29 protein-coding genes and 1 tRNA gene are annotated in these 26,021 nt (G+C 49.9%); 1 reads left to right on the top strand and 29 read right to left on the bottom strand.

The features are described from left to right. Window positions 1-26 precede the first annotated feature (26 nt). The 19 genes from PHF27_RS00825 to mraZ all read right to left on the bottom strand — a co-directional run bounded on the left by PHF27_RS00825 (window position 27) and on the right by mraZ (window position 17,306). Window positions 27-488, bottom strand: a complete 462-nt coding sequence (locus PHF27_RS00825; protein ID WP_300064915.1) for a DivIVA domain-containing protein — start codon at window positions 486-488, stop codon at window positions 27-29. Between the two features lie 26 nt (window positions 489-514). Further along, window positions 515-1,303 (bottom strand): YlmH/Sll1252 family protein, encoded by a 789-nt coding sequence (locus PHF27_RS00820; protein WP_300064913.1) that lies wholly within the window; start codon window positions 1,301-1,303, stop codon window positions 515-517. Next, window positions 1,300-2,139, bottom strand: coding sequence for a pyrroline-5-carboxylate reductase (gene proC, locus PHF27_RS00815; RefSeq protein ID WP_300064911.1), 840 nt, complete (start codon window positions 2,137-2,139; stop codon window positions 1,300-1,302). Before proC ends, PHF27_RS00820 begins: the two co-directional genes overlap by 4 nt. Next, entirely contained in the window at window positions 2,124-2,594 is a 471-nt protein-coding gene (locus PHF27_RS00810) for a cell division protein SepF (RefSeq protein ID WP_300064909.1), read from the bottom strand. Before PHF27_RS00810 ends, proC begins: the two co-directional genes overlap by 16 nt. Beyond that, the gene (locus PHF27_RS00805; protein ID WP_300064907.1) at window positions 2,595-3,314 is read right to left on the bottom strand and encodes a YggS family pyridoxal phosphate-dependent enzyme; all 720 of its coding nucleotides are present in this window, start codon (window positions 3,312-3,314) and stop codon (window positions 2,595-2,597) included. Between the two features lie 83 nt (window positions 3,315-3,397). Further along, complete coding sequence (gene ftsZ / locus PHF27_RS00800) at window positions 3,398-4,456, bottom strand: cell division protein FtsZ (protein WP_018702684.1); 1,059 nt, start codon at window positions 4,454-4,456, stop codon at window positions 3,398-3,400. Window positions 4,457-4,556: 100 nt separating this feature from the next. Beyond that, window positions 4,557-4,886 carry a small basic family protein gene (locus tag PHF27_RS00795; RefSeq protein ID WP_018702685.1) on the bottom strand — a complete coding sequence of 110 codons (330 nt, stop codon included), beginning with the start codon at window positions 4,884-4,886 and terminating at the stop codon, window positions 4,557-4,559. Further along, the gene (locus PHF27_RS00790) at window positions 4,886-5,581 is read right to left on the bottom strand and encodes a DUF881 domain-containing protein (protein WP_300064904.1); all 696 of its coding nucleotides are present in this window, start codon (window positions 5,579-5,581) and stop codon (window positions 4,886-4,888) included. Before PHF27_RS00790 ends, PHF27_RS00795 begins: the two co-directional genes overlap by 1 nt. Before the next feature lie 39 nt (window positions 5,582-5,620). Then, window positions 5,621-6,364, bottom strand: coding sequence for an FtsQ-type POTRA domain-containing protein (locus PHF27_RS00785; protein ID WP_300064902.1), 744 nt, complete (start codon window positions 6,362-6,364; stop codon window positions 5,621-5,623). Window positions 6,365-6,528: 164 nt separating this feature from the next. After that, entirely contained in the window at window positions 6,529-7,467 is a 939-nt protein-coding gene (locus tag PHF27_RS00780) for a D-alanine--D-alanine ligase (protein WP_300064900.1), read from the bottom strand. A gap of 36 nt (window positions 7,468-7,503) precedes the next feature. Continuing rightward, window positions 7,504-8,886, bottom strand: a complete 1,383-nt coding sequence (gene murC / locus PHF27_RS00775; protein ID WP_300064898.1) for a UDP-N-acetylmuramate--L-alanine ligase — start codon at window positions 8,884-8,886, stop codon at window positions 7,504-7,506. A 33-nt stretch (window positions 8,887-8,919) separates the two neighbouring features. Beyond that, a complete protein-coding gene (gene murG / locus PHF27_RS00770; protein WP_300064896.1) occupies window positions 8,920-10,023 on the bottom strand; it encodes an undecaprenyldiphospho-muramoylpentapeptide beta-N-acetylglucosaminyltransferase in 1,104 nt (367 codons plus the stop codon). Beyond that, on the bottom strand, window positions 10,020-11,396 hold the full coding sequence (murD, locus tag PHF27_RS00765; RefSeq protein ID WP_300064894.1) for a UDP-N-acetylmuramoyl-L-alanine--D-glutamate ligase: 1,377 nt from the start codon (window positions 11,394-11,396) through the stop codon (window positions 10,020-10,022). The genes murG and murD overlap by 4 nt, the downstream gene beginning before the upstream one ends. A gap of 28 nt (window positions 11,397-11,424) precedes the next feature. Beyond that, complete coding sequence (mraY, locus tag PHF27_RS00760; RefSeq protein ID WP_300064892.1) at window positions 11,425-12,393, bottom strand: phospho-N-acetylmuramoyl-pentapeptide-transferase; 969 nt, start codon at window positions 12,391-12,393, stop codon at window positions 11,425-11,427. 36 nt (window positions 12,394-12,429) lie between these two features. After that, entirely contained in the window at window positions 12,430-13,803 is a 1,374-nt protein-coding gene (gene murF / locus PHF27_RS00755; RefSeq protein ID WP_300064889.1) for a UDP-N-acetylmuramoyl-tripeptide--D-alanyl-D-alanine ligase, read from the bottom strand. Window positions 13,804-13,805: 2 nt separating this feature from the next. Further along, window positions 13,806-15,296 (bottom strand): UDP-N-acetylmuramoyl-L-alanyl-D-glutamate--2,6-diaminopimelate ligase, encoded by a 1,491-nt coding sequence (locus PHF27_RS00750; RefSeq protein ID WP_300064887.1) that lies wholly within the window; start codon window positions 15,294-15,296, stop codon window positions 13,806-13,808. A 141-nt stretch (window positions 15,297-15,437) separates the two neighbouring features. Continuing rightward, window positions 15,438-15,893, bottom strand: coding sequence for a cell division protein FtsL (locus tag PHF27_RS00745; RefSeq protein WP_300064884.1), 456 nt, complete (start codon window positions 15,891-15,893; stop codon window positions 15,438-15,440). 22 nt (window positions 15,894-15,915) lie between these two features. Beyond that, complete coding sequence (gene rsmH / locus PHF27_RS00740) at window positions 15,916-16,875, bottom strand: 16S rRNA (cytosine(1402)-N(4))-methyltransferase RsmH (RefSeq protein WP_300064882.1); 960 nt, start codon at window positions 16,873-16,875, stop codon at window positions 15,916-15,918. Beyond that, a complete protein-coding gene (gene mraZ, locus PHF27_RS00735; protein WP_300064992.1) occupies window positions 16,875-17,306 on the bottom strand; it encodes a division/cell wall cluster transcriptional repressor MraZ in 432 nt (143 codons plus the stop codon). Before mraZ ends, rsmH begins: the two co-directional genes overlap by 1 nt. A 291-nt stretch (window positions 17,307-17,597) precedes the next feature. Between mraZ and PHF27_RS00730 the strand changes: the two genes are divergently transcribed. After that, complete coding sequence (locus PHF27_RS00730; protein WP_300064880.1) at window positions 17,598-17,798, top strand: DUF1858 domain-containing protein; 201 nt, start codon at window positions 17,598-17,600, stop codon at window positions 17,796-17,798. A gap of 63 nt (window positions 17,799-17,861) precedes the next feature. On the opposite strand, the gene trxA is transcribed toward PHF27_RS00730, so the two are convergent. From trxA to PHF27_RS00680, 10 genes are all read right to left on the bottom strand, one after another. Then, window positions 17,862-18,185, bottom strand: coding sequence for a thioredoxin (gene trxA, locus PHF27_RS00725; protein WP_300064878.1), 324 nt, complete (start codon window positions 18,183-18,185; stop codon window positions 17,862-17,864). Next, window positions 18,186-18,584 carry a CoA-binding protein gene (locus PHF27_RS00720; RefSeq protein WP_300064876.1) on the bottom strand — a complete coding sequence of 133 codons (399 nt, stop codon included), beginning with the start codon at window positions 18,582-18,584 and terminating at the stop codon, window positions 18,186-18,188. A 56-nt stretch (window positions 18,585-18,640) separates the two neighbouring features. Next, complete coding sequence (plsY, locus tag PHF27_RS00715; protein WP_300064990.1) at window positions 18,641-19,234, bottom strand: glycerol-3-phosphate 1-O-acyltransferase PlsY; 594 nt, start codon at window positions 19,232-19,234, stop codon at window positions 18,641-18,643. Between the two features lie 15 nt (window positions 19,235-19,249). After that, window positions 19,250-20,581 (bottom strand): ribosome biogenesis GTPase Der, encoded by a 1,332-nt coding sequence (der, locus tag PHF27_RS00710; RefSeq protein WP_300064874.1) that lies wholly within the window; start codon window positions 20,579-20,581, stop codon window positions 19,250-19,252. Between the two features lie 40 nt (window positions 20,582-20,621). Next, on the bottom strand, window positions 20,622-21,158 hold the full coding sequence (locus PHF27_RS00705) for a cob(I)yrinic acid a,c-diamide adenosyltransferase (protein WP_300064872.1): 537 nt from the start codon (window positions 21,156-21,158) through the stop codon (window positions 20,622-20,624). After that, window positions 21,155-22,462, bottom strand: coding sequence for a DUF512 domain-containing protein (locus PHF27_RS00700; protein WP_300064870.1), 1,308 nt, complete (start codon window positions 22,460-22,462; stop codon window positions 21,155-21,157). Before PHF27_RS00700 ends, PHF27_RS00705 begins: the two co-directional genes overlap by 4 nt. 237 nt (window positions 22,463-22,699) lie before the next feature. Then, window positions 22,700-23,116, bottom strand: coding sequence for a VOC family protein (locus PHF27_RS00695; protein ID WP_300064988.1), 417 nt, complete (start codon window positions 23,114-23,116; stop codon window positions 22,700-22,702). Window positions 23,117-23,233: 117 nt separating this feature from the next. Beyond that, a tRNA-Val gene (locus PHF27_RS00690) sits at window positions 23,234-23,310 on the bottom strand. A 39-nt stretch (window positions 23,311-23,349) separates the two neighbouring features. Next, window positions 23,350-24,489 carry a YibE/F family protein gene (locus tag PHF27_RS00685; RefSeq protein ID WP_300064868.1) on the bottom strand — a complete coding sequence of 380 codons (1,140 nt, stop codon included), beginning with the start codon at window positions 24,487-24,489 and terminating at the stop codon, window positions 23,350-23,352. Beyond that, window positions 24,489-25,967 (bottom strand): alkaline phosphatase, encoded by a 1,479-nt coding sequence (locus PHF27_RS00680; protein WP_300064866.1) that lies wholly within the window; start codon window positions 25,965-25,967, stop codon window positions 24,489-24,491. The genes PHF27_RS00685 and PHF27_RS00680 overlap by 1 nt, the downstream gene beginning before the upstream one ends. Window positions 25,968-26,021 lie beyond the last annotated feature (54 nt).

Here is a 26,021-nt window from a genome sequence, read left to right as displayed (position 1 = left end):
AGCAATGTGCCTGTTGGAAAGGAGCCTTATTCAACGATTTCTCTTCTCAGTTCCTTTTCCTCCAAAAGCTCCAATTGGGATTGAGCCAGCATGCGCATACGCGAACGGAAGAGCTGCCCTTGCGCACGCAGTTCATCGCATTCGGCCTGGATACGTTGCAATTGGGCATTAGCCTCATCAACAATCCGCCGGCTTTCTACTTCCGCTTCCTTACGAAGCAAATCCGCTTCTTTTCTAGCGTTAACCTTGACTTCTTCCGCCGCTTCCTGCGCTACAACCAACGTATTATGCAATGTATTTTCCAGGTTTTGAAAATACTGTATCTGCGACTTCAAGCGCTCTGTTGTTTCACGCAGATCTATATTGGTTCGATACAGTTCTTCATAGTCATGAAGAACTTGCTCGAGAAACTCATCGACTTCAGCTTCGTTATAACCTCTAAAAGCTTTGCGAAACTCCTGATTCTGAATATCCAACGGCGTAAGCATGATTCCTGTCCCCCTAATTGCTGCATTCATAAATATCGTCGCAACAGCAGACTCAAACGACCCTTTTTCGTCTCCCCTAGGATTTCAACAATTTCTACACGGCCCCGACCGCGCAAGGAGAGGATATCCCCCTGTTGCACGCTCTGCGAACCGCCTTTGGCCGGCTGCCAGTTAACTCGCAGCTTATCGGCTTTAATCTCTTCCGCCATCCGGCTCCTGGATACGCCATACCCGGAAGCTGCCACCACATCCAGACGCAAAGAAGGAACCGTCGTCTTAATTTCTTTGACGGTTTCCTCTTTAGGTTCAAGCTCTGCTAAAGAAATTTCCTTGGTGCTCACCTGAGCGCCGCCTAAATAAGACAACTGCTGTAACAGATAATCTCCTAACGGCGCATCGGTTAATACCTGACAACCTTCGCTGGTCATCAAGATATCCCCCAGAACCTCGCGCTCAATGCCTACTCCCAGTAAGCCTCCTAAAACATCCCTATGTGAAAGGCGCTCATAACGCTTGTCCCAAGAAACTGCAATCGCCCGCAGGCCAAAGTCGACTGCACCGTAATACTCGGCAGATACAAAGGCAGCTTTAACTCGTTCCGCTCGTTCATAACCGCCTTGCAGCTCAAGGCGTACTTTACCGTCCCACTGGGCAGCCACCGTTTCCGCCACGGAAATTCCAGCTGGATCCAAAAAATCACTGACTCGAAACCGGCGCGAACGCAGGGCTTGTTCGGCTAAATCGAGCAGCCTGGCGGCCAAAATGTCCTGGCCGCTGCTTTTATAATACCGTAAAATTTTTTCCCGATTATTCACGAATTGCCTTTCCCCATTTCCTTGGAACGCTCCGTTGCCGCCACTACAGCATCGATTAAAGCGGCGCGTACATTGTGACTTTCCAGCGCATGCAAGCCGGCAATGGAAGTTCCCCCAGGCGAAGCAACCATGTCACGCAAAATAGCCGGATGCTGTCCGGTTTGCACTACCATCTTCGCTGCACCCAATAAAGTCTGCGCCGCCATGAGAATGGCGTTTTTCCGAGAAAGGCCAACGCGTACGCCAGCATCCGCTAAGGCGTCAATCATAAGAAATGCATACGAAGGGCCGCTGCCAGACAAGCCCGTAATGGCATCCAACAAGTTTTCATCCACTTTTTCCACGCGCCCTACGGCGGAAAATACGGCTCTAGCCGCCTGGTCCGCCTCTTGGTCTGCACGGCTGCCTAAGGCAAAAGCAGTCATGCCTTCCCCTACCGCTACAGGAGTGTTAGGCATGACACGAACAACGCGATGCTTGCGAAAATGGCTTTCTAAGAAATCTAACGGAATCCCGGCCGCCACGGATAAGATCAACGTTGTCGGTTTAGTCGCCAAAGCCAAGGTAGAGATGATTTGTTTCAAGACCTGCGGTTTAACGGTTAAAAACAAAATATCTGCTGCGCCGGTCAAAGCCGAGGCGCTTTCACTGCCCCGCACGCCATAGGTTTGTTCCAAAACCTGCAAGCGCTCTTCCGAGGTGTCAAATACCAACAGATTCTCTTGCGTCGTCATTTCCTTGTCCAACAGGCCGCGCAGCAGAGCCTCAGCGATAGCTCCGCCCCCCAAAAAGCCTATGATCTTACCCTGTAACACTTGTTTCAATTGTTCATCCATGGTACAACCGTCCTGTCCTGATCATCGTAGGTGTAAGCAACATCCACATTCGCAGGAGCACAAAGAAAAATATGATGCCCCACTTTTTGAATACTGCCTCCCAAGGCATAGGTGGTGCCGCTCATAAAATCAATCATGCGTTTAGCCACTTCTTTGTCCGTGCCTTCAAAATTCACGACTACAGGCTTGCGGTTTTTTAAATAATCCGCCACATGCTGCACATCGTCAAAGTTAGCCGGCTCTACCACCATGACCTTCATCTGCTTAGAAGCAGCCGTTGCGCCCCCCGTGGCGGCATTCGGCAAATTGACCACATTATTCTGTACCGCAGAAGGTCTGGCGCTGCGCGGCGCACGTTCTTCAGCCGCAGGCTGCTGCGATTGTTGTTCTTGTTCCTTAGCATCTCCCGGCTCGATCAATCCCAATGTGCCGCACACTTTTTCTATAAATTTCATCTAACCTTCCTCCTTTGGAGCATATTGTCTAGCTCCGAATAACGCCGTACCGACACGCACCATATTGGCGCCTTCTTGAATAGCAACCTCAAAATCATTGCTCATCCCCATAGAAAGCCACTGCCACTCGCATTGCGGCAAAGCCGCCTTTCGTAAAGCCGCAAATAAGCTGTAAGCTTCCTGAAACACAGGCCTCACCGACTCAGCGTCCTCCATTAAGGGAGCAATTGTCATTAAGCCTTTTATTCTCACATGCGGCCATTGAGCTGCCTGTCGTGACAATGTCCAGACTGCATCCGGATCCATACCGAATTTGCTTTCTTCGCCTGAAACGTTCACCTGCAACAGTACTTCCTGAGAAATTCCTTGTTTGGCTGCTTCCTGCTCAATTTGCTGCAAAAGTCGTTCACTATCCACTGAGTGAATCAAAGCAACCTTGCCTACGATTTGCTTCGCCTTGTTAGTCTGTAAATGACCAATCAAATGCCATTTCGCTTTAACGCCGATATGCTCTATTTTAGGCAAAGCTTCTTGAACCCGATTTTCGCCAAACACAGTAAGTCCCGCTTCCAAGGCTTCTTCGACTACCTCTGCAGCATGATTTTTACTCACCGCAATCAAACAAATGGGCCCTGGCTGTTCAATTTCGGATTTGCGAGAGGCCAAAGCCTTCGCGATTCTCCCTTCCACCGCCTGCAGGCGTTCTGAAATCGAAGACATATTTTGTTCCCCCTAGCATATACCTGCCTTTGCAGTGGCTCTTTTAAGAAAAAAGAGCATGGGCGTCCCATGCTCTTTGCGAATTACCTCTTGTGCATGAAGACCGGCACATCCAGGCTAAAGTCAGGAACCTGTCCTACACGTTCCTTTTTGCCTTCATTGCCGCCAACTTGTACAGACCGCGCCGAGCGTTGATCGAAACCGGTCGCAATAACCGTAACCCTGACCTCATCCTGCAAGGTTTCGTCAATGACAGCACCAAAAATCAAGTTCACTTCCGGGTCTGCAGCCTGTTCAATAATGGCCGCCGCCTCGTTCACCTCAAATAAACTCAAGTTAGTACCGCCGGTGATATTTAGCAGCACCCCTTTAGCTCCATCAATGGAGGTTTCCAACAGCGGACTCTTGATAGCCGCTTCCGCCGCCGCAATGGCCCGTCCCTCGCCTGCAGCAACGCCTACTCCCATCAGAGCCGAACCGGTATCGCTCATAATCGTTTTTACATCGGCAAAATCCAAATTAATCAGACCAGGAACGGCAATCAAATCGGAAATGCCTTGAACGCCTTGACGCAGTACATCATCAGCTATCCGAAACGCTTCCATGATGGGCGTTCTCTTGTCCACGACCTGCATCAAACGATCATTAGGAATGGTAATCAGCGTATCCACGCGTTCTTTCAAATTGGCAATCCCTTTTTCCGCTTGCTTAAAACGGCGCTTTCCTTCAAAAGAAAACGGCTTAGTGACTACGCCAACTGTAAGGGCCCCTACTTCGCGAGCGCATTCGGCAACAACCGGCGCCGCACCAGTCCCTGTGCCTCCGCCCATGCCCGCGGTTACAAACACCATATCGGCGCCCCGCAAAGCCTTAATCAGTTCTTCACGACTTTCCTGAGCGGCTAAATCTCCAACCTCCGGGTTAGCGCCGGCCCCTAGACCTTTTGTTAGCTTTTCTCCGATTTGGATGCGATAAGGAGCCTGTGCCTGCAGCAACGCTTGAGCATCGGTATTTACGGAAATAAACTCCACGCCCTTCAATCCTGCTGCAATCATGCGATTGACGGCATTGTTGCCGCCACCGCCTACCCCTACTACTTTAATGGTTGCTAGATGCTCCAACTCCATGTCAAATTCCAACATGAACGAAAATCCTCCTTACGTCAAGGCTAAACGCCCTGCTGCATGCGAAAAAACTTATAATTACTTCCACACGCTATTTCCATTTTCCTCTTTACGGAAGCTACTTTTTCAGAAAATAGCGGCGTAATATCGCCAAATTTTGAAATATCCGCAAACCAAAGGCCAATAATGCGACATAATACAAGTCAATGCCTAAGCGTTCGCCAATATAAACCAAACCAGCCGCCATTAACGCATTAGTAAAAAAACCAGTTACGAATACGCTATTGTCGAATTTTTCATCCGCTCCGGCGCGCAAGCCTCCAAAAACGGTATCTAAACACGCCAACAAGGCAATCGACATATACTTGGCATATTCAACCGGAACCGTCCCTGGTATCAGAGAACCCACAAATAAGCCCAAACATAAGCCTGCAATCGGGAGGTACATTACTGTGCGCCCCCTTCCTTAGCCGGTTTGGCATATTCAAACCGAAACGCGCCTTTATACGCGGGAACCGCGACACGATCCGTTTGCTTGATAGTTACCTGAATCCCCCAGAACTGCAGCGTTTCAACAACGCCGCCGCGCATGCGCAAAGCATTTTCCAATGTTTTAGGTTCGCCTATAGCAACAATTTCATAAGGCGCTGATGAACGGGTATTATTCACCGACAGTGTCGGTCCGGCGCAGCGTATTTCCGAAGAAGCAATCAGCCGCTGCTCATTGATCGACATGGCTTCCGCTCCGGCCGCCCAAAGTTCATTAATCACTTTAAGGATATCATCATCATGAATAACATATAAGTTCGGATTTTCTCCCGGTTTAGATGGCCGCTTACTGTCATTGATCGTTACCACAACGCCAGGTCCTGTCAAATCAACAACGCCTGCGCCCATCTGGATCAACTGCATTTCTTTCGAAGTCCGCCCTCCGAGAGCTTGTTCGCGTAACTCCTTTACCTGGTTGTTCAGTGCATCTCGTTCCTTCTCTGTTTGCAGCAACCTTTGCGATAAATCTTCTACTCGCTGCACCGACAATACGGACCGCATATCTTCCGTTGTTTTAAACTGCACTGCCAACATAATGCCCAAGATAAAACAAACCAAAGCAATGGCCCATTGCCCTTGTTTAATCGACAACACCGTTCTTGACTCCCTTCTTGTGTTTCCTCTTTTCAAGCTTTAAGGCTTGAATTTGATTACCGGTGTCGCAAAACTGACATCGAAATAATCCACTCGTTCTAACTTATCTCCCAATTGTTCCACAAGTTCTTGTACTTTCTGAGCTTTTTCCGTCATTTTCGTTCCATCACCCAAGCGAACCTTCGCTCCAGAAAGCAAATATAACTGCATTTTCTCGGAAGTTACAAAGTGCACTTCCGATACTTTTTCTAACGTTTTCGCGTCCAAACGGTCTAAAAACTGCAGCGCCATGATCACCTGCGGCTGGCTCAGCTTATCGCCAATATACTCTTGCCCCGCGGAAATGCCAGTAATAAAGGGCCATCGCATATCTTTAAGATAACGCTGCACATTGAGTACCGTACCGTCACGATCTATTGCTAAAATACCATACGCTGCCGTTACATACGCTAACGGACGCCTTTCTTCCACAGCAATGCGCAAATTCCAGGGAAATTTCCTCTCCACTTCAGCCCGGCGAATGCGCAAATCCTGCTCTAAACGATGTTGCAGAAGTTCCGGTCTCACTCGCAGCAAATTGACCGGTTCTCCAATCCCTGCAATCACCAAAAGCTCCTCCTTGGAAAGTTCCTGCAACCCTTCGACTTCTACATGTCCCAGGGCCAACCAAGAAGAGCCGCTGAGCCACAAGCCGCCAAAGCCGAGAAAGCAAAAAAGCAAGCCCAAAAGCAGCAGCGGCCAAAAGCGAAACCTTCTTTTAGGAGAAATAGCCCCTGCGCCCATAGCATCGACTCCTACTCTAATTTATCATTTTATAAAGATTATACCATTAGCAAAGTCATTCGTCACACCAGACCTTATGCCCAAAGATGAGCGCTAAACATCACGTATTGGTGCAGCAAGAGGACAAGCGCGCCTCTGTTTGGAAGCGCAGCTTGTCCTCTTGCTTATTTCCGCGTCAACGCTTGCAATAAAATGCGCTCGCACAGCGCTTCAAAAGAATGGCCTTCAGCCGCTGCCGCTTTAGGCACCAAGCTAGTTTCCGTCATGCCGGGAACGGTATTAACTTCCAATACATAGGGGCGCAGTTTTTCGTCCAGCATAATGTCCGCTCTGGCAACGCCAAAACATCCTAAAACCTGGCAAGCCTGCACTGCTGCCTGTTGGACCATCAGCGTCACATGCGGCGGCAATTTGGCGGGGACAATATATTCCGAGGCCCCCTTAGTATATTTGGATTGATAATCATATACGCCGGATTTCGGAGCAATCTCAATAACCGGCATAGCCTCGGCGCCTGCAGTATCACACCACACAGGGACCGTAATTTCTCGACCGATAATGCACTCTTCCAATAATGCAGTTTTTCCGTACCGGAACACTTCTTCCAAGGCGGCCTGCACATCTTCCGCTTTGTGTACCATGCACACGCCAATGCTGGATCCTTGGGCAGCCGATTTAATAACCACAGGCAAGCCAAATTGTTTGATAACTGCTTGGGCCAAAGCCGACTTGTCCTCTTGCTCTTGCAGCACCGCAAACCGCGGTGTTGGCACATCAGCGCCTTGAAACATCATTTTAGAAGCCACCTTGTCCATAGCCAGCGCACTAGCCAATACGCCAGAGCCAGTATAAGGCAGCTGCTTTAATTCCAGAAGCCCTTGCAGCGTCCCGTCTTCGCCATACTTGCCGTGAACGGCGACAAAAACTACTTCCGCGCCGCAATCGGCCAATTGTTTTTCGATCCGCGCCGGTTCCAGATCAATTCCCACTGCTTGATACCCCAAGCGCTGTAACGCCGTCAAAATAGCATTGCCAGTCCGCAGCGAAACCTCACGCTCCGTGGATGGACCTCCCATGACTACGGCAATCTTCTTTTCCTTCATTTTCCTTTGCCTTCTTTCCTTGGGATCCTTCATTCATTAGCACTTATGGTTTTTCAACAAAGCCGCCAATTCTTCTCCTGCGCGCCAAATATCGCCGGCTCCCATGGTCATAATCAAATCACCCTGCTGCATATGTTTCATGGCAAACTCAGCCAACACAGCTTTATCCTGCACATAATAAACTTCTTGACCTTCTTTAGGCACAACCGCTTGGAACAGCATTTCTCCGTTTACCCCTTGAAGCGGCGCTTCACCTGCCGAATACACGTCGGTCAGCACCAATACGTCCGCTGCGCCAAAGGCCGCGCCAAATTCGCGATATAACAGCTGCGTCCGGGAATACCGATGCGGCTGGAATAAACAAACCAGCCGTTTCGGCTGGGTTTGTCGCGCCGCAACGAGAGTCGTCGCCACCTCGGTAGGATGATGTGCATAATCGTCCACAATCCAGACGTTTTCATCGCGGTATTTTGTCTGAAAACGCCGTTTCGCACCTCGAAACTCCAGCAAAGCAGCTGCAACGCCCGCAAAAGGCAAGCCAGCTTCTAACGCAACGATAATAGACGCCAAGGCATTAGAAACATTGTGTCGTCCCGGTACCGTCAACGTCACCTCGCCTAAGCAGTTTTCCTTATGCCATACTTCAAAAGTAGTGCAGCCAGTTTCCATGCGAATATGTAAGGCTCGGTATTCTGCATCAGAACGTTCCAGACCATACGTAACTACTTGTCGGTTCAAGCGGGGCAAAATCATTTGTATATTTTCATTATCCAGGCAAACCACGGCTTTGCCAGTTTCAGGCAAGCGTGCTACAAAATCAACAAACGCCTGCAATACATTTTCCATTGTGCCGTAGTGATCCATATGATCATTTTCTATATTGGTAATGACAGCCATCTGCGGCGAGAGTTTGAGGAACGAACCGTCGCTTTCATCCGCTTCCGCCAACAAATAACGTCCGCGGCCCCATTTGGCATTACTCGCCAGATAATCCACATCGCCGCCAATAATCACCGTGGGATCTGCGCCGCAACGCTCAAAGATCAACCCCAACATGGAAGTTGTTGTCGTTTTGCCGTGAGCTCCGGCTACACCGACTCCATCTTGTTCCAGCATAAATGCCGCCAATACATCGGCTCGATGCAACACAGAAAGCCCCTGTCTAAGGGCAGCCGCAAGCTCCGGATTATCGGCGTGAATGGCCGTAGATACGACCACTGCGCCTGCACCGGCTATATGTTCTTCCTTATGACCAATATGCACAACAGCTCCAGCCGCGCGCAAGCGAGCCAAGGTAGCTGAATCCTGCGCATCCGAACCGGATACTTGCATTCCTTTTTCCAAGGCAATAGTGGCCAAAGCGCTCATGCCTGCGCCGCCAATGCCGATAAAATGATACTTAGTTGTTGATGAAAGCAACGTTATTCTTCCTCCTTGCCGCTCTAGGCAGCGCTACTTAACCAATTTAACAGCCCATTCGGCAATATCCCTGGCCGCTTGCGGGCGTCCCAACGCCCTGCTGGCTTCCGCCATGGCGGTCAATTGCTGCGAATCGTCCAACAAGGTCAGCACGGTTTCTTGCAAAAGGCCTTCTTCCAATTGTGCGTCGCCCAACACTTTAGCCGCTCCGGCATTAGCCAGTACACGAGCATTCCACTCTTGATGATTTTCCGACGCATACGGGTACGGCACTAAAATTGCCGGTACGCCGCGCACGGTCAGCTCCGCAATCCCCAGCGCCCCAGCGCGAAACACGGCTAAATCCGCTGCCGCCAAGGCCGCCGGCATTTCATGCAAATACGGACGAACAAAAAGGCGCGGAGCTTCTTCCAGCCCACGTCGCCGCAGTTCGTCAACTACGTTATTATACTCGTTTTTCCCTGTGATGTGCAACACTTGCACATCCTCCCGCATCGCCAAGGCAGCGTGTACTTCAATCATCGCCTGGTTAATGCTGCGGGCGCCCCGGCTGCCGCCGGCAACTAGGAGGGTCTTGCAAGAACTGCTCAGTCCCAATTGTTTCAAGCTTTCCTCCCGCTGCGCTGTCAGAACCTCGCGACGCACCGGATTGCCTGTCACCGCCTGGCGGCAACGGCCGGAAAAACGGCTGGAAGCCTCGGCATAACCCAAAGCCACGCCATCAACAACATGCGAAAGAAGTCGATTGGTAATGCCTGCAATGGCGTTCTGTTCCTGAATCAACGTCGGAATTCCCAACAAAAATGCAGCCAACAACACCGGTCCGCAGACATAGCCCCCAGTCCCCACGACCACTTGCGGCCGAAATTGACGCAATAAGCCTATCGACTGCCATACGCCGCCCAAAGCGGTTGCTGCCGCCTGCATACTTGCAAACAAATTTTTCCGGTTCAACCCGCGGGAAGCTACAGTAGCAAAGGGAATCCCAGCCTTAGGAACCAGCTCCGCTTCCAAACCGCTTGCTGTACCAATGTATAAAAGCTCGGTTCCCGGATGCAAATGGCAAATTTCTTCGCCAATCGTCAGCGCCGGATAAATATGTCCGCCGGTTCCACCGCCGGACAATACTACCTTCATGCTTGTCCTCCTGTTGCCGCCTCCAGCGCCGCAACACATTCTTTAAAAAAGCGTCCGCGCTCTTCAAAACTAGAAAATTGATCGAAACTGGCACAAGCCGGCGACAACAACACCACTTCCGCAGGCTGCGCCAGAGCTTTGGCTACTTGTATCGCCTCTTCAACGCCAGAAACAAGACGAATCTGCTGCACTCCCGCTCGCCGGGCCGCCGCTTCAAAACGTTCCGCCGCCGCGCCAAACAAAAGCAAGCAACGAGCCTTATCCTTAACAAGCTTCATCATGGTCTGTAAATCTGTATTCTTATCCTTGCCTCCCGCCAGAAGAATAATGCCGGTATCAAAGGCTTCCAGAGCCTTAATGGTCGATTCTGGATTGGTAGCCTTAGAGTCATTATAATATTTTACATTATCAATTTCAGCCACTAATTCAATGCGATGCTCCACACCTTCAAAGGAGCGCAGCACGTCACAAATCACCTGCGGAGTCACGCCTGCCACATACGCCATAGCCGCCGCAGCCAGCACATTTTCAACATTATGAGCTCCAGGAAGGCCCAACTCCGCTGCATCCAGCAACGATATTTCCGCCCCCTGCCAACGAATCACCATTTTCCCAGCGCGAACAAAGGCGCCTTCAGGCAATACTTCCAAACGACTGAAAAAAAGCACCCGTCCCGGGGCTCGTTTAGCCATATCGCGCGTGATCGGGTCATCATAATTAAGAACAACAACGTCTTCGGCGCCTTGTTTATTAAAGACCCGCTCTTTGACACTGCTATACTGCTCCACTGTACCGTGGCGTTCCAAATGGTCCGGCGTCACATTCAATACAGCTGCCACATACGGGCGAAACTCCTGTACGCTTTCCAATTGATAACTGGAAATTTCAGCTACTGCCATGTCATTAGCGCCCAAGTCCAGCACCTGTTCCGAAAGGCCTGCGCCAATATTTCCGCCTACAGCCGTTTTAAAGCCGCTGGCCTTGATCATTTCTCCTAAAAGAGTGGTCGTCGTAGTCTTGCCGTTTGTTCCTGTGATAGCCAGCATAGGCGCCTTGCAAAGCTGATACGCAATCTCCACTTCGCTAACTACCGGAATCCCTCTTTGCTGCGCCTTACCCACGTACGCCGCCTTCAATGGAATTCCGGGAGACACTACTAGAAAATCAGCGTCTTCCAGGCACTCTTCCGCTTCCGCACCTAGTTGCAGATGAATTCCTTCATTCGCCAGATTCAACACCTGCAACGGCAGTTGCTCCGCTTCCTTGCCGTCCACCAATGTCACATCCGCCTGTACACGCCGCAACGCTTTGGCCACGGTTACGCCACTCACGCCTGCACCTAATACAACAGCCTTCTTTGCTGCTATTTCCATACGTCTTCCTCCTACCTGCTCCTGTTTATCAACGCAAGCCGCTCATCCACAAAACGCCCAACGCCGCCAAAGCAGCGCCTACCCCGCTTAACCAAAACACCAGAACCACCTTGCGCTCCGACCAGCCTCCCAATTCGAAGTGATGATGCAAGGGACTCATCCGAAAAATGCGCTTCCCTGTCGTTTTAAAGGAAAACACTTGCAAAATAACAGATAAAGCCTCCGCTACAAAAACAAGGCCCACAATACCCAACAGCAGTTCTGTCTTAGTCAATACCGCCAGAGCCGCCAAGGCGCCTCCCAAAGCCAATGAGCCAGTGTCGCCCATGAAAATCTTCGCCGGATACGCATTGAACCACAAAAATCCTAAGCAGGATCCTGCCAGAGCCACCGCAAATGCGCCAAGCCCTTCGTGCCCAAAGTAAGCGGCAATAACCGCATAGCAAACACTGGCAACCGTCATGGTTCCCGCCGCTAAACCATCCAAGCCATCCGTCAAATTCACAGCATTGCTGGCGCCAACAAGAATAAAAAATAAAAAAGCATAATAACCCCAGCCTAAATCAAGCATTTGCGAAGTTCCCGGAAGCCATACTTCCGTGCCTCGCTGCAAATAGACCTGTGCTACATACGCCAGCACTAGCGCCAGCGCCGCCTGTCCCAAAAGCTTCTGTTTGGCAGTCAGCCCTAGATTTCGCTTCAAGACCACTTTAATATAATCATCACTAAAACCAATCAAACCATGCCCTACAAAAACCAAGTACACTACCAGCACTTCCGGACGCCAACCGCCAAAAAGCAAGGTAGCTACCGTCATGGACAAAAGCATCAGCAAACCGCCCATCGTGGGCGTTCCCGCTTTGGCCAAATGACGCTGGGGTCCTTCTTCGCGAATACTCTGTCCGAATTTCAGCTTATGTAAAATCGGTATTAAAATCGGCCCTGCCGCCAAAACAACTGCCATGCCGGCAAGGCCCGGCAAAATCCACTCCATCATCTTTCAAAGACTCCCTGTTTTTGTTATTTATAGTTTTCAACGCAAGCGCTCCAGAATAGCCTCCATATGCATTCCGCGCGAGCCTTTCACAAGCACCGTATCACCCTTGCGTAAAATGCTTCGCAAGGCGTATTGCGCTTCTCCATGATCATTGCAGGCCAAAGCAATTTCCGCTCCTGCCAGTCTGGCTGCTTCCGCAATATAGCCAGCCAAAGGGCCTACGGTCACAACATGACGTATGCCGGAAGTAACCAAATGAATACCGATAGCTCGATGCGCTTCAATAGCAGCATCCCCCAATTCCAGCATATCCCCTAAAACAGCCACAACCCGTCCCTGGGCGATGGCAGCCACGGTGTCAATAGCCGCTCGCATCGAGAGCGGACTGGCATTATAGGCGTCATTCACCAAAAGATACCGCGGCGTCTGTTCAAATTCGAAGCGCATGCCGCTCGGCTCATATTTCTGCAGCGCGGCAGCAATATCCGCCAGCGACAATCCCGCCGCTTCTCTCGCTATCGCAACAGCAGCCAAGCTGTTATACACATTGTGTACACCTACCGCAGGAATCTCCATTACTTGCCGCTCATCTTTATAGCAGCATACATAACGAATACCTTGGGCTGAATAATGGACATTCTCCGCCCACACGTCCGCCTTTTCATTCAAGCCATAAGAAACTACACGGCAGGGAGCTTGCGCCGCCATAGACCTCACCAGAGCATCATCCTGGTTCAATACGGCTATGCCGTCATTGGGAAGCGCCTGCACCAGCTCCGCCTTTGCTTTAGCAATATTGGCCACAGACCCGAGAAGTTCCAAATGCGTTTCTCCTACATTGGTTACAATGCCCTGTGTCGGCCGGGCAATATCCGCTAGTTCCGCGATCTGCCCCAAGCCTCTCATGCCCATTTCTACTACAGCCGCTTCATGAGAAGGTTCCAACGATAACAATGTTAGGGGCAGGCCAATTTCGTTATTGAAATTTCCCTTTGTTTTCAATACATTAAAACGAGCCCCTAAGGCTGCAGCCACCATATCCTTCGTACTGGTCTTCCCATTAGAGCCAGTTACGGCAATAACAGGAATGGCAAAACGCAGCCGATGAAAGCGCGCTAAATCCTGCAACGCTTTACGCGTATCGGCAACCAGTACAACCGGGAGAGATACGTCTTCTAACACTGCATCTTCACGCTGCACCACCAAAGCCGCCGCGCCAGCCTGTATCGCGTCAGCCAAAAAATGATGGGCGTCAAAGGACTCCCCGGCCAAGGCTACAAAAAGCTCGCCCGGCTGCAACGCGCGCGTATCGGTTGCAACCCCTTCGCAAGACTGTTGCTCACCTTTTCCCCGTACTACCTTGCCGCCTGTGGCCTCCACTATCTCCGCTAATGTAAACCGTGCACTCATCTTTATGCCTCCTTTTGCCGCAGCCATTCCTGAATTATTTCCTTATCATCAAAATGAATTGTCTTGTCTTTTAAAATTTGATAGTTTTCATGTCCTTTGCCAGCTACTAAAATAATATCGCCTGGCTGAGCCAATTCCAAGGCCCGTCCAATGCCTTGCCGGCGATCCACTATCTTTTCATATTGCACCTCCGGGCGCAACTCTTGTAAAATGCCCACTTCGATTTCACTCAAAATGGTTTCCGGCTCTTCCGAACGAGGATTGTCCGAGGTGGCGATGACCACATCGCTATACTTTGCAGCCAGCGCCCCCATCAAAGGACGTTTCGTGCGATCCCGGTCGCCGCCGCAGCCAAATACGGTCACCACTCTGGCAGGCTTCATCTCCCTGGCTGTACGCAAAATATTTTCTAACCCGTCCGGAGTATGCGCATAATCAACAATAACAGCAAATTCCTTACCGCCGTCTACCCGTTCAAAGCGCCCAGGCACGCCGGGAAAGGAAGCCAAGGCGTCTTGGATTACCGGCCAAGACACGCCTTCGCTTAAAGCCGCTCCTATGGCTCCTAATGCATTGTAAACATTAAATCGTCCCGTGAGAAGCAGTTTAACCGGCCATGCTTCGCCTTTTCGTTGCAACAGGAAGCGCGCACCTTCCGGCGTCACCTGAACATTTTTAGCCAGCAAGTCCGCTTGGGCATCCTCAATCCCATACGTAAGTATGTCACACGCAGCCGCGTCCCGCATGACATCCGCCGCTGGATCATCCGCGTTGATTACCGCATGCTTGCCTGTTTTAGAACCAGCCTGCGAGGCAAGAGAAAACAAGCGAGCCTTAGCTTCTGCATACTCGCCAAGAGTTTTATGAAAATCCAAATGATCTTGAGTCATATTGGTAAACATAGCCATATCAAATTCACAGCCGGCAATACGGTCCAGGGCTAAAGCATGTGAAGATACTTCCATGACGACATAATCCATGCCGGCTTCCGCCATACGCCACAGCAACGCCTGAAGTTCCACTACATCAGGCGTCGTATTCTTCGCAGGAACCTTTTCATCGCCTATGAGCGACTGAATCGTTCCAATCAAGCCTACTCGATAGCCAGCCGCCTCCAAAATAGCTTTTAATAAATAGGTTGTCGTAGTTTTGCCGTTTGTACCGGTAACTCCCAACAAACGCAGTTTTTGTGTCGGCCTATCATAAAAAAAAGGAACAATGCGTCCCATCGCTTCACGTACATCCGGAACCACGAGCACAGCAGCTCCTGAAACCGTTAGCGGCCTTTCCGCCAAAAGAGCCACAGCCCCTTCAGCTACTGCCTTTTCGGCAAAATCATGCCCATCTACTTTACTGCCCGGCAAACAAATAAAAAGGCTTCCCTGTGTTACTTGTCTGGAGTCCTGCGTAATGCCAGTGATTGCAGCCTCACAAATCCCTTGGCATTGGACTTCCGGCAATAGCGCTATAATTTCTGACAGCATCTTTTGCATCAGTACATCTCCTCTGCATTTACTTGCTATTAATTGTAACGATTACTATAAAAAAAGTCCAATCACGAAAGTATGACAAAATACGAAAAAGCAACCGTACTGGCTGCTTTTCATAACTCTATTAATAAAAAATATAATAGCTTAGCGATTAGTACCTGCTTGCGCTGTCGCTCCCTTTAAGTTAGCTTTTACACGATCCCAAAGATTGTCCTGTGCTTCCACTGAAGCGGCACTCGGAGCCGTCTGAGGATTAATACAGTACAAGTTTTGCGGCGTTACCATGCCTAACTCACGCGTAGCTACGGCTTGAATACGCTGTGGCGCTTTGAGTTGGGCAATTTCCAACTGCAATTGTTCGTTCTCTTTTTCCAATGACATAATTTGGGATTTTGTCTTTACAACCGAATAGCCGGTCGTAACGACGAATTCACTGCAAACTGCACCAACAATGGCCAACACTGCTATGCCGCAAACAAGCAAGCCTACTCTCGCTCGCAAACGAACATCGCATTGCGGTTGCTTACGAAAGGTTTTTGCAGGTGTATGTTGCTGTTCTTCTACAGGATGTTTCCACTCCTGTCTTTGTTGAGCCAACATGCAAGTCCCTCCTTGGATCTGATTACCTGCCCAGTTTTTCAGCTATACGTAATTTGGCGCTTCTCGCCCTGGGATTGTTCTCCAGTTCCTGCTCTGAAGGCGTAACTGCCTTGCCTAGCAACCGCACTTGCGGCTGGTGGCCGCACATGCATATAGGAAGCTTAGGCGGACAAATACATCCTTTCGCCGCCGCAGCCAACGCCTGTTTCGCTGCACGGTCTTCTAGCGAATGAAAGGTAATAATGGCCAATCTCCCGCCAGGGAGTAAATGTTCAATAGCAGTACGAAACGCCCCCTGCAAAATTTCCAGTTCTTGATTTACTTCAATCCGAATAGCCTGGAAAGTGCGTTTAGCCGGGTGCGGCCCGTCTCGCCGGGCGGCGGCTGGAATCGCTCGTTTGATAATGTCCACTAATTGGCCGGTTGTCTCTATAGGGGCCGTCTGCCGAGCGGTTGCAACAAAGGAAGCAATTCGCTTAGCCCAACGTTCTTCCCCAAACTCTTTAATAATGCGCGCCAATTCCTCTTCCTCATACGTATTGACCACATCATAAGCGCTGCGCGCTTGCTGCGGATTCATCCGCATATCGAGAGGCGCATCCTGTTGATATGAAAAACCACGCTCTGCAACGTCTAACTGATGCGAAGAAACACCGAGGTCAAAAACAATGCCATTGACCTTTTCTACTCCTAATTCCGCTAAAACATCGCCGAGACGAGAAAAATTACTGTGTATTAAATCCACTTGACATGGCACACCGCTCAGTTTTTCTCTGCCGGCCGCCAACGCCGCAGGATCTTGATCAATACCTATGAAGCGACCTTGTGCGCTCAATTGATCCGCCAAGTATTTGGCGTGGCCAGCTCCGCCCAAGGTGCAATCTACATAAATTCCTGCAGGATCCTGCATTACCGCCTGCACGGTCTTTTCTAACAATACACTGACATGGTGAAACTCTTGCAAAACGAACCTCCTCGTCATCAAATCCCCAGATCAATCAACTCCTGGGTCAAATCCGATACGCTCGGAGCCAAGGCCTCATTATAGGCCTGCCACGCATCTTGACTCCAAATTTCGATACGATTTGATACACCGATGACGACAACTTCTTTTTCTAAGCGTGCGTGTTCACGCAACACGGGCGGAAGTAAAATTCTTCCTTGTTTATCATACCCTATTTCGGCGGCGCCTGCAAAGAAAAATCGCGTAAAAGCTCGGGCTTCCGGCTTAGCTAAGGGTAATTTTTTCAATTTTTCTTCTAAAACACTCCATTCAGACAAGGAATAACCAAACAAGCAGGCATCAAGTCCCTTGGTAAAAACAACTGTCTCTCCCAGTTCTTCGCGGAATTTAGCAGGTAAAAACAGGCGACCTTTGGTATCTACAGTATGTTGATACTCTCCCAAAAGCACCTTTATCACCCACTTTCCACCACTTTAACCCACATTTATGGATATTCGGATTTATTCGAAAAAATCCTGCTGATTTTTCCAAGTTTTTTACATTTTAACAAAAAGAGAGCAAACGCCCCAGACAGCGAGACTTTTGGCCTATTTTTATTCTTTTTGCGAAATTAGCTTATTTTTCCGTCTTGACTTGCGCTCTAACAGAAAAAATTTCTTTCAGCGTGTGCTCCATGCAGATCAATGTTATAATAAACCATAGAATCAGTTCTACAACAACAGAGCACTAGGAGGAAAATCATGAAAAACATCACTAAAGAAATGAGCATTATCGAAGTAGTCCAACAGCACCCGGAAACGGTAGACGTATTCCGCAATTTCGGCATGGGCTGCCTAGGCTGCGCCGCCGCCCGCTTTGAAAACATCGAGCAAGGCGCCAGCGCACACGGTATTGACATCGACGCGCTGATTACCTCGTTAAATCAAGCGATTGCACAGTAAAAGAAGGCATAAGGAAAGCCGCCCGCGGGCGGCTTTCCTTATGCCTTCTTTTAGCGACAACGTTTAAAGCAAAGGCTCTATCTTTCCTAAAATAGACGTTTTCGGCAAAAAGCCGACGATTTTTTCCGCTACTTCGCCATCTTTTACCAACATCATCGTCGGCAGACCTTTAATATCATAGCGTTGAGCTAAAGAGCGATTTTCATCTACATTGATTTTTACGATTTTCAATTTACCTGCCAGTTCTGCGGACACTTCTTCCAAAACAGGAGTCAGTTTGTTGCAATAGCTGCACCAGGGCGCCCAAAAATCAACCAACACCGGTTGCTTCTCGTCCAATACTTCCTCCTGGTACATTGCATCGTTCACTTCTTTCAAAGCAGCCATTCATACTCCTCCTTTATGTCTCAACTCGATCATTATACACGCGTCATACACTACCTGCAAGCCTAATTCTTTAGCTTTTTCCACCACTTCCGCCGTATCAGCTCCCGGTTGCAGCCAGACCTTGGAGATATTTAAACGTTGGCATTCCTCTAAAATTCCCAAAGCAACTTTAGGAGGTACTACGACATTTACCGCTTCAACCGGTTCCGGCAAGTCCGCTAAGGAAGCGTAGCACGTTTGGTCGTCAATTTCTTGCAATCCCGGATTGACGGGCAATACATGCAACCCATTATTTCGCATCACTTGAAAAATTTTATAGCCAAATTTCCCCTTGTTGGATGTCGCCCCCACTAACGCCCAATTTTTACATTGCAGCAACGCTGCCATTGTTTCTTTCATGCGATTCCCTCCTTTAAGAAATATATTCTTTTCAGAACGCCAAAGTCCTTCCTCAATCAACGCTTACCCGAACGAATCTTTGACTCTTCGCCTTTCAGCAGTCGCTGAATATTAGGGCGATGGCGCACAATGACAAAGACTGCCGCCAAAACGCCAAACGCCAAAACAGCCGGCTCTTCTCCTAAAAACCACATGCACACAGGCACCAATGCCGCTGCTACGATGGAAGCCAGCGACACATAGCGGGTCAGCCAAACAATCAGCGCCCAAACCGCAAAAACAATCAAGGTCACCTTAGGCACCAAAAAAGCAATAACTCCCAAGCCGGTCGCCACACCGCGCCCGCCTTTGAAACCCAGGAAAACAGACCAATTATGTCCGGCAATAGCAGCAATGCCCGCTGCCACCAACCAAAGAGACGGCGCCGCCATTTGGCTGGCCAGCCAGACGCCAAAAACACCTTTGGCGGCATCCGTCAAGAACACCCAAAAAGCAGGCCAAGGTCCCAGCACCCGAAAGGCATTGGTCGCCCCAATATTACAGCTGCCCAGTTGCCGCAAATCCGTATGCCAAAACGTTTTTCCCAACAGCAAGCCATTGGGAACAGATCCCACCAAATAGCTCACAGCGACAATCCAAAGAAACTCCACCATGCAGCCTCCTTTTTACGCATCTTCCTTTTCCTTGCGGTTACGCACTACCAGCTTCAGCGGCGTACCTTCAAAGCCGAAGCTTTCACGCAAGCGATTTTCCAGAAAGCGCAGATACGAAAAATGCATCAATTCCGCTTCGTTAACAAAAAAGACAAACGTCGGCGGCTGCACATCCGCCTGAGTAGCAAAATAAATACGAAGCCGCTTGCCATGTCCTGTGGGCGGCGGGTTTATCGCTACCGCATCCTCTAGGACTTGGTTCAAAACGCTGGTTTTCACACGCATGTTGTGCTGCTCCGCCACATATTTAACAAGCTCCGTTACTCGCGGCACCCGCTGTTTAGTCAAAGCTGACAAATACACAACCGGCGCGTACTGCAAAAAGGCCAGTTCGCTGCGAATGGCTTCGGTATAGCGCAAGGAGGTCTTGCTGTCTTTTTCCACCAAGTCCCATTTATTGACGACAATCACGCAAGCCCTGCCTGCTTCATGAGCATAACCGGCAATCTTCTTATCCTGCTCGGTTACGCCTTCTTCGGCGTCAATCACCATTAACACCACATCCGCCCGGTCCACCGCTCGCAGAGCGCGAACAACACTATAACGCTCGACCGGCAGTTCAATCTTCGCTTTACGGCGCATTCCCGCCGTATCGATCAACATAAATTTTTGCCCGTCTTTAGTAAAATGCGTATCAATAGCGTCCCGTGTCGTACCGGGAATATCACTGACAATAACCCTGTCTTCACCGATCATGGCGTTGACCAAGGACGATTTGCCAACATTAGGCCGACCAATTACGGCCACCTTGATTACGTCTTCTTCAACCGCTTCCGTCTCTGCGTCCGCCGGGAACGAGGCAACCACCGCATCCAGCAGATCCCCCAGCCCCATGGCGTTGGCGGCAGAAATACCGACGGGATCTCCCAAGCCCAAGTTATAGAACTCATAAATAGCCAGTTCTTGATTGATATGGTCTACCTTATTCACGGCCAGCACTACTGGTTTTCTTGTGCCGCGCAGCATATGAGCTACTTCTTCATCCGCATTGGTCGCTCCAGTTTTGCCGTCGACCACAAATACAATAACATCCGCCTCTTCCATAGCCAAGCGAGCCTGGTGACGCATTTGGCTCAAGATTTTATCTTCTGTCTCAATCTCAATCCCGCCGGTGTCGATCATGGTGAATTCTTTTCCCAGCCACTCGCCGTCCATATAAATACGGTCCCTGGTTACTCCCGGCATGTCCTCCACAATGGATACTCTCTTCTTGCCTATCTTGTTAAACAAAGTTGATTTGCCAACATTCGGCCGGCCAACAATGGCCACAATCGGTTTGCTCAATGTCTCGCACCTTCTTTCCGCCGCAACCCTGCAGTCCGGCTCAATGGTCAATTCCTTCGCGCATTTCAATTCCTTGCGCAAAAGGATGACGCAGTTCCTTCATCTCCGTAATCAAGTCCGCCTCCGCCAATACGCCTGGCGTAGCGTAGCGTCCGGTCATCACAATTTCCGCGCGCGGCTGCGGCCGCTTCTTGTGCTGCCGCAAAGCGGCGATAACTTCCGCTTCCGCCAGCAAGCCGCAAGCAATGGCGATATTGATTTCATCCAAGATAACCATATCATAGACGCCTTCTGCTAAAAAGGACTGAACCAATTCCCAGCCTTGCCGCGCCAGACGGCAATCGATTTCCTCGGGTTGGTCCAAATTGACAAAATCGTTTCTCCCTGCAGGAAACAAGTCAATCCCGTCTAACTCTTGGAGCGCCTTTACCTCGCCATACCCCGGGTCATCCTTCATGAATTGCACAATCGCAATCTTCCAGCCTTTTCCCCAGGCCCTTAGGGCCAAACCCAAAGCCGCTGTCGTCTTCCCTTTGCCATCGCCGGTATACACCTGAATCAAGCCCAAGCGCTTCAAAGGTTCCGCCCCCTCAACAAGTCAAACAGATCTTCCGCTCCATGAGCAATACGCACATCGCAGCCGGCTTGTTCACTCACCTGGTCCAGCGTCATATCGTCGAGGAATATCTCCTCGCCCTTGCGCAGAGCCACTCCCGGCAGAATCAAGCGCTGCGGTCGCGCGTCTTCGCGTTGCAGCGCTTTTAAAATATCGCCGCCAGTCAAAAGGCCTGTCACCGTAATGGCTGGGCCGAAAAACTCATTTGCTACCTCTATTATGCGCACATGCTGCCATAAAGGTCCTGCCAGCAACGGCGCCAGCACCTTAGCCGCCGATGTTCCCGCTACAATCCAGGCAGTCTCTGCCGCAGGCTGCGTAGTTTGCACATCCTGCAGCTGCCGCGCCCAGTCCGTTAAGAAATCGCGCACCATGCCGACGCCGTTTTCCAATTGCGGAAACCCTTCATAGGCCTCTTCTGTCGGCCAAGACCGACCTGCCGCCAAATAGAACTCATCTCCCAGAAAGACAAACCGTGTTTGCGCCTCCTGGAGGAAACGCTCTTGACAACGAGCGATCTCATCAATAATCCTTCCTGCCTCTTCCGGCGTAAAGCCGCGCAGCTCCGCACAGCCCTGACGATGCTGCGTCAACCCTACCGGTACAATAGCCAGAGACTGCACGGCTGGATGCAAAGCATATAAATCAGCAATCGTTTTTTGCAGAACCTCTCCATCGTTGTATCCGGGACACAAAACCACCTGTGTATGCATTTCAATACCGGCCTCCGCCAGCCGCTGCAGCTGCGGTAAAATTTCAGCCGCTTTAGGCTGATTCAACATAGCGGCGCGCACGGCGCCGTCAGTAGCATGCACGGAAATATAAAGAGGAGACAAATGCAGGCGGAAAATACGCTCCCAGTCAGCCTGACGCACATTGGTCAGGGTGATAAAATTACCATACAAAAAAGACATCCGGTAATCATCGTCTTTTACATACAGGCTTTGACGCATTCCCGACGGCATTTGGTCAACAAAGCAAAAAATGCAGCGATTGCCGCAACGCCGAATGCCGTCAAAAACAGCTTCATCAAACTCAATTCCCAGTTCTTCATTGTATTCTTTTTCAATCTCTACGACTTCATCGCCGTCTTCTGTCCGCACCGTCAGCACAACTTCTTCGTCGGCCACGGCAAAACTCCAATCGATAACATCCTCCATCGCCTGGCCGTTCACCAAAAGAATTTCATGACCTGGCTGCAGGCCAATTTCTTCGGCAATGCTGCCGGGCTGAATCGAGGAAATGATGGCCCTGCGCTGTCCCAAAGCCTTTCACCTCTCCTTATTGCTGCGCTTTATCGTGCAACACATATTTATTAATAATACCGTGTTCCAAGCATCCTTTCAAGTGCCGAAAAGCCATTGAAAAGACCATGAACGCAACGCTTCATGGTCTTTATCTCAAGCCTTTTCCAACAACACCCAGGCGTTGCGCGCCAAGATAGCCGCTCCGCTTGGCGCCGCTGCCTCCTCAAAATCAAACCACGGATAATGCTTTGCGCCTCACCGAGCCTGTCGAAAGGAATCATAGATTTTTTGATACTCCGGCGTAGCTGGAATAGTTTCATAAATATAAAGATGAATTCCATTTGGATCATCCACGACAAAACTGCGCTCTCCCCAAGGCTTATCTTGCAGCGATTGCACAAGGGACAAGCCAGCCTCTTTTAAGCGCTGATACTCCGCCTGCACATCCGGCACTTCAAACGAAAGAATTGTACCTGTGCCGCAAAAGAATTCTCCTTCATCTCGGCGCGGCAAGGTAAAACTCAAGCCGCTGGTCGGCATGCCTGGAACCATCATTTCCAAATACCAATCGCTTTCATACACTAATTCAAAATCAAAATAGTTCATATAAAATTCTTTAGATTCTTGCAGTTTATCAGTACAAAACGTTGCGTCCACCCTCGTAATTTTCATCATATCCGTTCGCCCCCTGGAATATTGTTTCTTATCTTTTATGAATTCCCTATGCACTGTCGTTTTCCCTGCCACGACAAAAAAAAGCTCCCGTACACGGGAGCTTACTTTGTTAATTGGTGGGGTTAAACGGGCTCGAACCGCTGACCTCATGCATGTCAAGCATGCGCTCTAACCAACTGAGCTATAACCCCTAGGACAGTGGTAATTATAATACGTGCAGCCCTTAAAAGTCAAGGCTTTTTTGTTGATAATTCGCACGCCATCACAGACGAAGGTTCTACAAGGAGAACTCCCGCCAACAAGGCCGTACATGGAGCGACCAGCACCACACCGATACTGCCTGTTAACGTGTGCAGTATTTCCGCCGCCACGTAGGTCAAGTTTAAAATATTAACCACTGGCGTCCCTTGGGCGATAAAAACCATCATCAACGCCATAAAGGAACCGCTGTAAGCCAAAAGCAGCGTTGTGGTCATCGTGCCAACTACAGCCCGCCCGATATGCATGCCCGAGGCAATAGCCTCCCCGCGCTTCAAGTCCGGCCGCTTACATTTCAATTCACCAACAGCTACGGCAATATCGACGGCCACGTCCATCATTGCCCCGGAAGAAGCCAGCATAATTCCCGCCAGAAACATTCTGGTCAGATCTAGCTGGGCATATCCCAGATGCAGTAAGGTCTCGGCATAAGGCAAAACCGCGCCGTGAACGCGAAAAAGCTGTCCGAATAAAAAAGCCAGCACTACAGCCCCCAACGCTCCCCCTAAGGTGCCGCAAAAAGCCGCTAAGGCAATGCGGTTAAAGCCGATAACCAATAGCGTAACCGTACCGACAATAGCCGCTACAACCAAGATGGATACAAATACCGGATCCCAACCAAGCAAGAACAGCGGCCACAGCACTTTCCACAAAGCTAAAACGGTAAATACAAAGGAAAGAAGAGCTTTCAGTCCTGTCCAGCGGGCATACCAGCATAAAAGCGCGGCAAAGAGGAAAAAGAGCAACCCTTCTGCATACAGGCGGTAATGATCCACCACGTTGGCGACCTGAATTTCGCCTGCCGTCCCCTTCACAGCCACCAGAGCCGTATCGCCTGGAGCAAATATCTTATCCATTTCCAGCTTTCCCAACAGCGTATTGCTGCAAGTAATGGTCTTGCCTTCATACGGACCGTCAGCTATTTGCAGCACAACCTCCTGCACGCCTGTGCGAACTACGCCTCGGGCGTATACGTGTTCATTATCAACGGAGAGCACGGCGCCCTTGGCCCGTATATAGCCGTCATCCTCCGGCGTAAACTGACTTGGCAGCCAGTATAAACCGAGGGACAGTAATAAAATAACGAAAACAACCATGCGATCCCGTTTCATTATTTAGAAACACCCATAATATTCATCATTTTTTTCGCCACATCTGTATTATCATAATACCCGTCAAAAACGCCGCTGCCGGTTCCTTGGGCATACACAGGCACAGCCACGCCAGTATGAGCATAGGTGGTCCAGCCAATCCCCGCGCGCTGATTCAACAGATGAGTCACCGTTACAGAGAAGGGCTCGTAGGGTCCGTATGCCAAGGTAGTTTCTTCGTCAGCAGGACGTTTTTTGGGATCGATCATGCTGAAAGCCAACGCTTGAGCCAAACGATTTTTCTCGTAGGCAGTCAATTCGTTCATGCCAAATTGGTTGGCCAACGCAGGCAGCCAGTCATCCAAATTGGCATTAGAAGCGCCTACTTGATCGCGGTAGGTTTTGATCTGTTTGTCAAATTCTTCATAAGACAAGGTCTGTCCGCCCAATTTACTGAAGAACGTCTTGTAACCAGTACCGGCAAAGCCAATGGTCATGCCGCCGGTCTCATGGTCGCCAGTAACGACAATCAATGTTTCATCCGGATGTTTGGCATAGAACTTCAGCGCTTCTGCAATGGCTTCTTCAAATGCCATGACATCCTTTACAGTTGTCGCCGCATCATTAGCATGGCAAGCCCAATCGACCTTGCCGCCTTCCACCATCATGAAAAAGCCGTTCTGATTATCCAGCACCTCAATGCCTTTGCGGGTAAACTCAGCTAAAGACACTTTTTCGCCACGGTCAATTTCATAGGACATGGCTTCTTCCGCCGCCAGGTTTGGAGCAATGGCAATCGTTTTGCCGCTGCCGCGGCCAATCTTCTGGATTTCTTCGATCGAAAGAGCTACTTGATAGCCTTTTTGTTTGGCAATATCCAGCAAATTAGGCTGGTCTTTTTTCTTGCCTGTAGGCGCCAACAGACCGCCGCCGGCAAAATAATCAAAATTGCTGTTAATCATTTCCTGACCAATTTCATAATAGTTTTTGCGAGTCGGTTGATGCGCATAAAAAGCGCCTGGAGTTGCATGGTCCAAGGACACACTAGAGACAATGCCTACTTTCATGCCTTTTTCCTTGGCCATTTCCGCCATGGTTTTAAACTTCACACTCTTTGTAGGATCCATGCCCAAAATGTCATTATTGGTTTTGTTGCCAGTCGCCAGTGCCGTTCCTGCGGCAGCTGATTCCGTAATGAATGTATCCGCCGACTGCGTCCGCTGCACGCCCTGATGAGAAAAGGCGGTAAAATTCATAGGCTGCCTGCCCATAGGTCCGTTGCCATTCTGAGTCCCTTTGAAGATTTCCGTAGAGTTAATCTGGCTCAATGCCATACCGTCGCCAATAAAGTAAAATACGTATTTCGCTTTTTTCCCATAGTAAGCCTGGTCATTGGCCGCGTCAGCCACTGCGTTAGTCTGCGGCATAGCCAATGCCACCAAAATCGCCACCATCACCGCCAGCGCAGCACAGGGCATCAGCCATTTTTTCTTATTCACATAATCTCCTCCTACTATGTATTTTTTCTACCTCCTCTAGTATAAAAATTCTAT

Source organism: Anaeromusa sp. (assembly GCF_028691475.1).
GTDB lineage: Bacteria > Bacillota > Negativicutes > Anaeromusales > Anaeromusaceae > Anaeromusa.
This window is presented reverse-complemented; position numbering and strand designations above follow the sequence as displayed.

What these genes read in the sequence shown, in the direction of transcription:
- PHF27_RS00810 (WP_300064909.1), bottom strand. Translation starts at nt 2,594, where the DNA reads ATGAAATTTATAGAAAAAGTGTGCGGCACATTGGGATTGATCGAGCCG.
- PHF27_RS00730 (WP_300064880.1), top strand. Translation starts at nt 17,598, where the DNA reads ATGAAAAACATCACTAAAGAAATGAGCATTATCGAAGTAGTCCAACAG.
- murD (WP_300064894.1), bottom strand. Translation starts at nt 11,396, where the DNA reads ATGGAAATAGCAGCAAAGAAGGCTGTTGTATTAGGTGCAGGCGTGAGT.
- trxA (WP_300064878.1), bottom strand. Translation starts at nt 18,185, where the DNA reads ATGGCTGCTTTGAAAGAAGTGAACGATGCAATGTACCAGGAGGAAGTA.
- PHF27_RS00785 (WP_300064902.1), bottom strand. Translation starts at nt 6,364, where the DNA reads ATGGGCGCAGGGGCTATTTCTCCTAAAAGAAGGTTTCGCTTTTGGCCG.
- PHF27_RS00695 (WP_300064988.1), bottom strand. Translation starts at nt 23,116, where the DNA reads ATGAAAATTACGAGGGTGGACGCAACGTTTTGTACTGATAAACTGCAA.
- rsmH (WP_300064882.1), bottom strand. Translation starts at nt 16,875, where the DNA reads ATGACGAGGAGGTTCGTTTTGCAAGAGTTTCACCATGTCAGTGTATTG.
- PHF27_RS00825 (WP_300064915.1), bottom strand. Translation starts at nt 488, where the DNA reads ATGCTTACGCCGTTGGATATTCAGAATCAGGAGTTTCGCAAAGCTTTT.
- proC (WP_300064911.1), bottom strand. Translation starts at nt 2,139, where the DNA reads ATGGATGAACAATTGAAACAAGTGTTACAGGGTAAGATCATAGGCTTT.
- PHF27_RS00745 (WP_300064884.1), bottom strand. Translation starts at nt 15,893, where the DNA reads ATGTTGGCTCAACAAAGACAGGAGTGGAAACATCCTGTAGAAGAACAG.
- murF (WP_300064889.1), bottom strand. Translation starts at nt 13,803, where the DNA reads ATGAGTGCACGGTTTACATTAGCGGAGATAGTGGAGGCCACAGGCGGC.
- PHF27_RS00685 (WP_300064868.1), bottom strand. Translation starts at nt 24,489, where the DNA reads ATGAAACGGGATCGCATGGTTGTTTTCGTTATTTTATTACTGTCCCTC.
- mraY (WP_300064892.1), bottom strand. Translation starts at nt 12,393, where the DNA reads ATGATGGAGTGGATTTTGCCGGGCCTTGCCGGCATGGCAGTTGTTTTG.
- PHF27_RS00805 (WP_300064907.1), bottom strand. Translation starts at nt 3,314, where the DNA reads ATGTCTTCGATTTCAGAACGCCTGCAGGCGGTGGAAGGGAGAATCGCG.
- PHF27_RS00780 (WP_300064900.1), bottom strand. Translation starts at nt 7,467, where the DNA reads ATGAAGGAAAAGAAGATTGCCGTAGTCATGGGAGGTCCATCCACGGAG.
- PHF27_RS00750 (WP_300064887.1), bottom strand. Translation starts at nt 15,296, where the DNA reads ATGCAAAAGATGCTGTCAGAAATTATAGCGCTATTGCCGGAAGTCCAA.
- PHF27_RS00720 (WP_300064876.1), bottom strand. Translation starts at nt 18,584, where the DNA reads ATGAAAGAAACAATGGCAGCGTTGCTGCAATGTAAAAATTGGGCGTTA.
- PHF27_RS00795 (WP_018702685.1), bottom strand. Translation starts at nt 4,886, where the DNA reads ATGTACCTCCCGATTGCAGGCTTATGTTTGGGCTTATTTGTGGGTTCT.
- ftsZ (WP_018702684.1), bottom strand. Translation starts at nt 4,456, where the DNA reads ATGTTGGAATTTGACATGGAGTTGGAGCATCTAGCAACCATTAAAGTA.
- murG (WP_300064896.1), bottom strand. Translation starts at nt 10,023, where the DNA reads ATGAAGGTAGTATTGTCCGGCGGTGGAACCGGCGGACATATTTATCCG.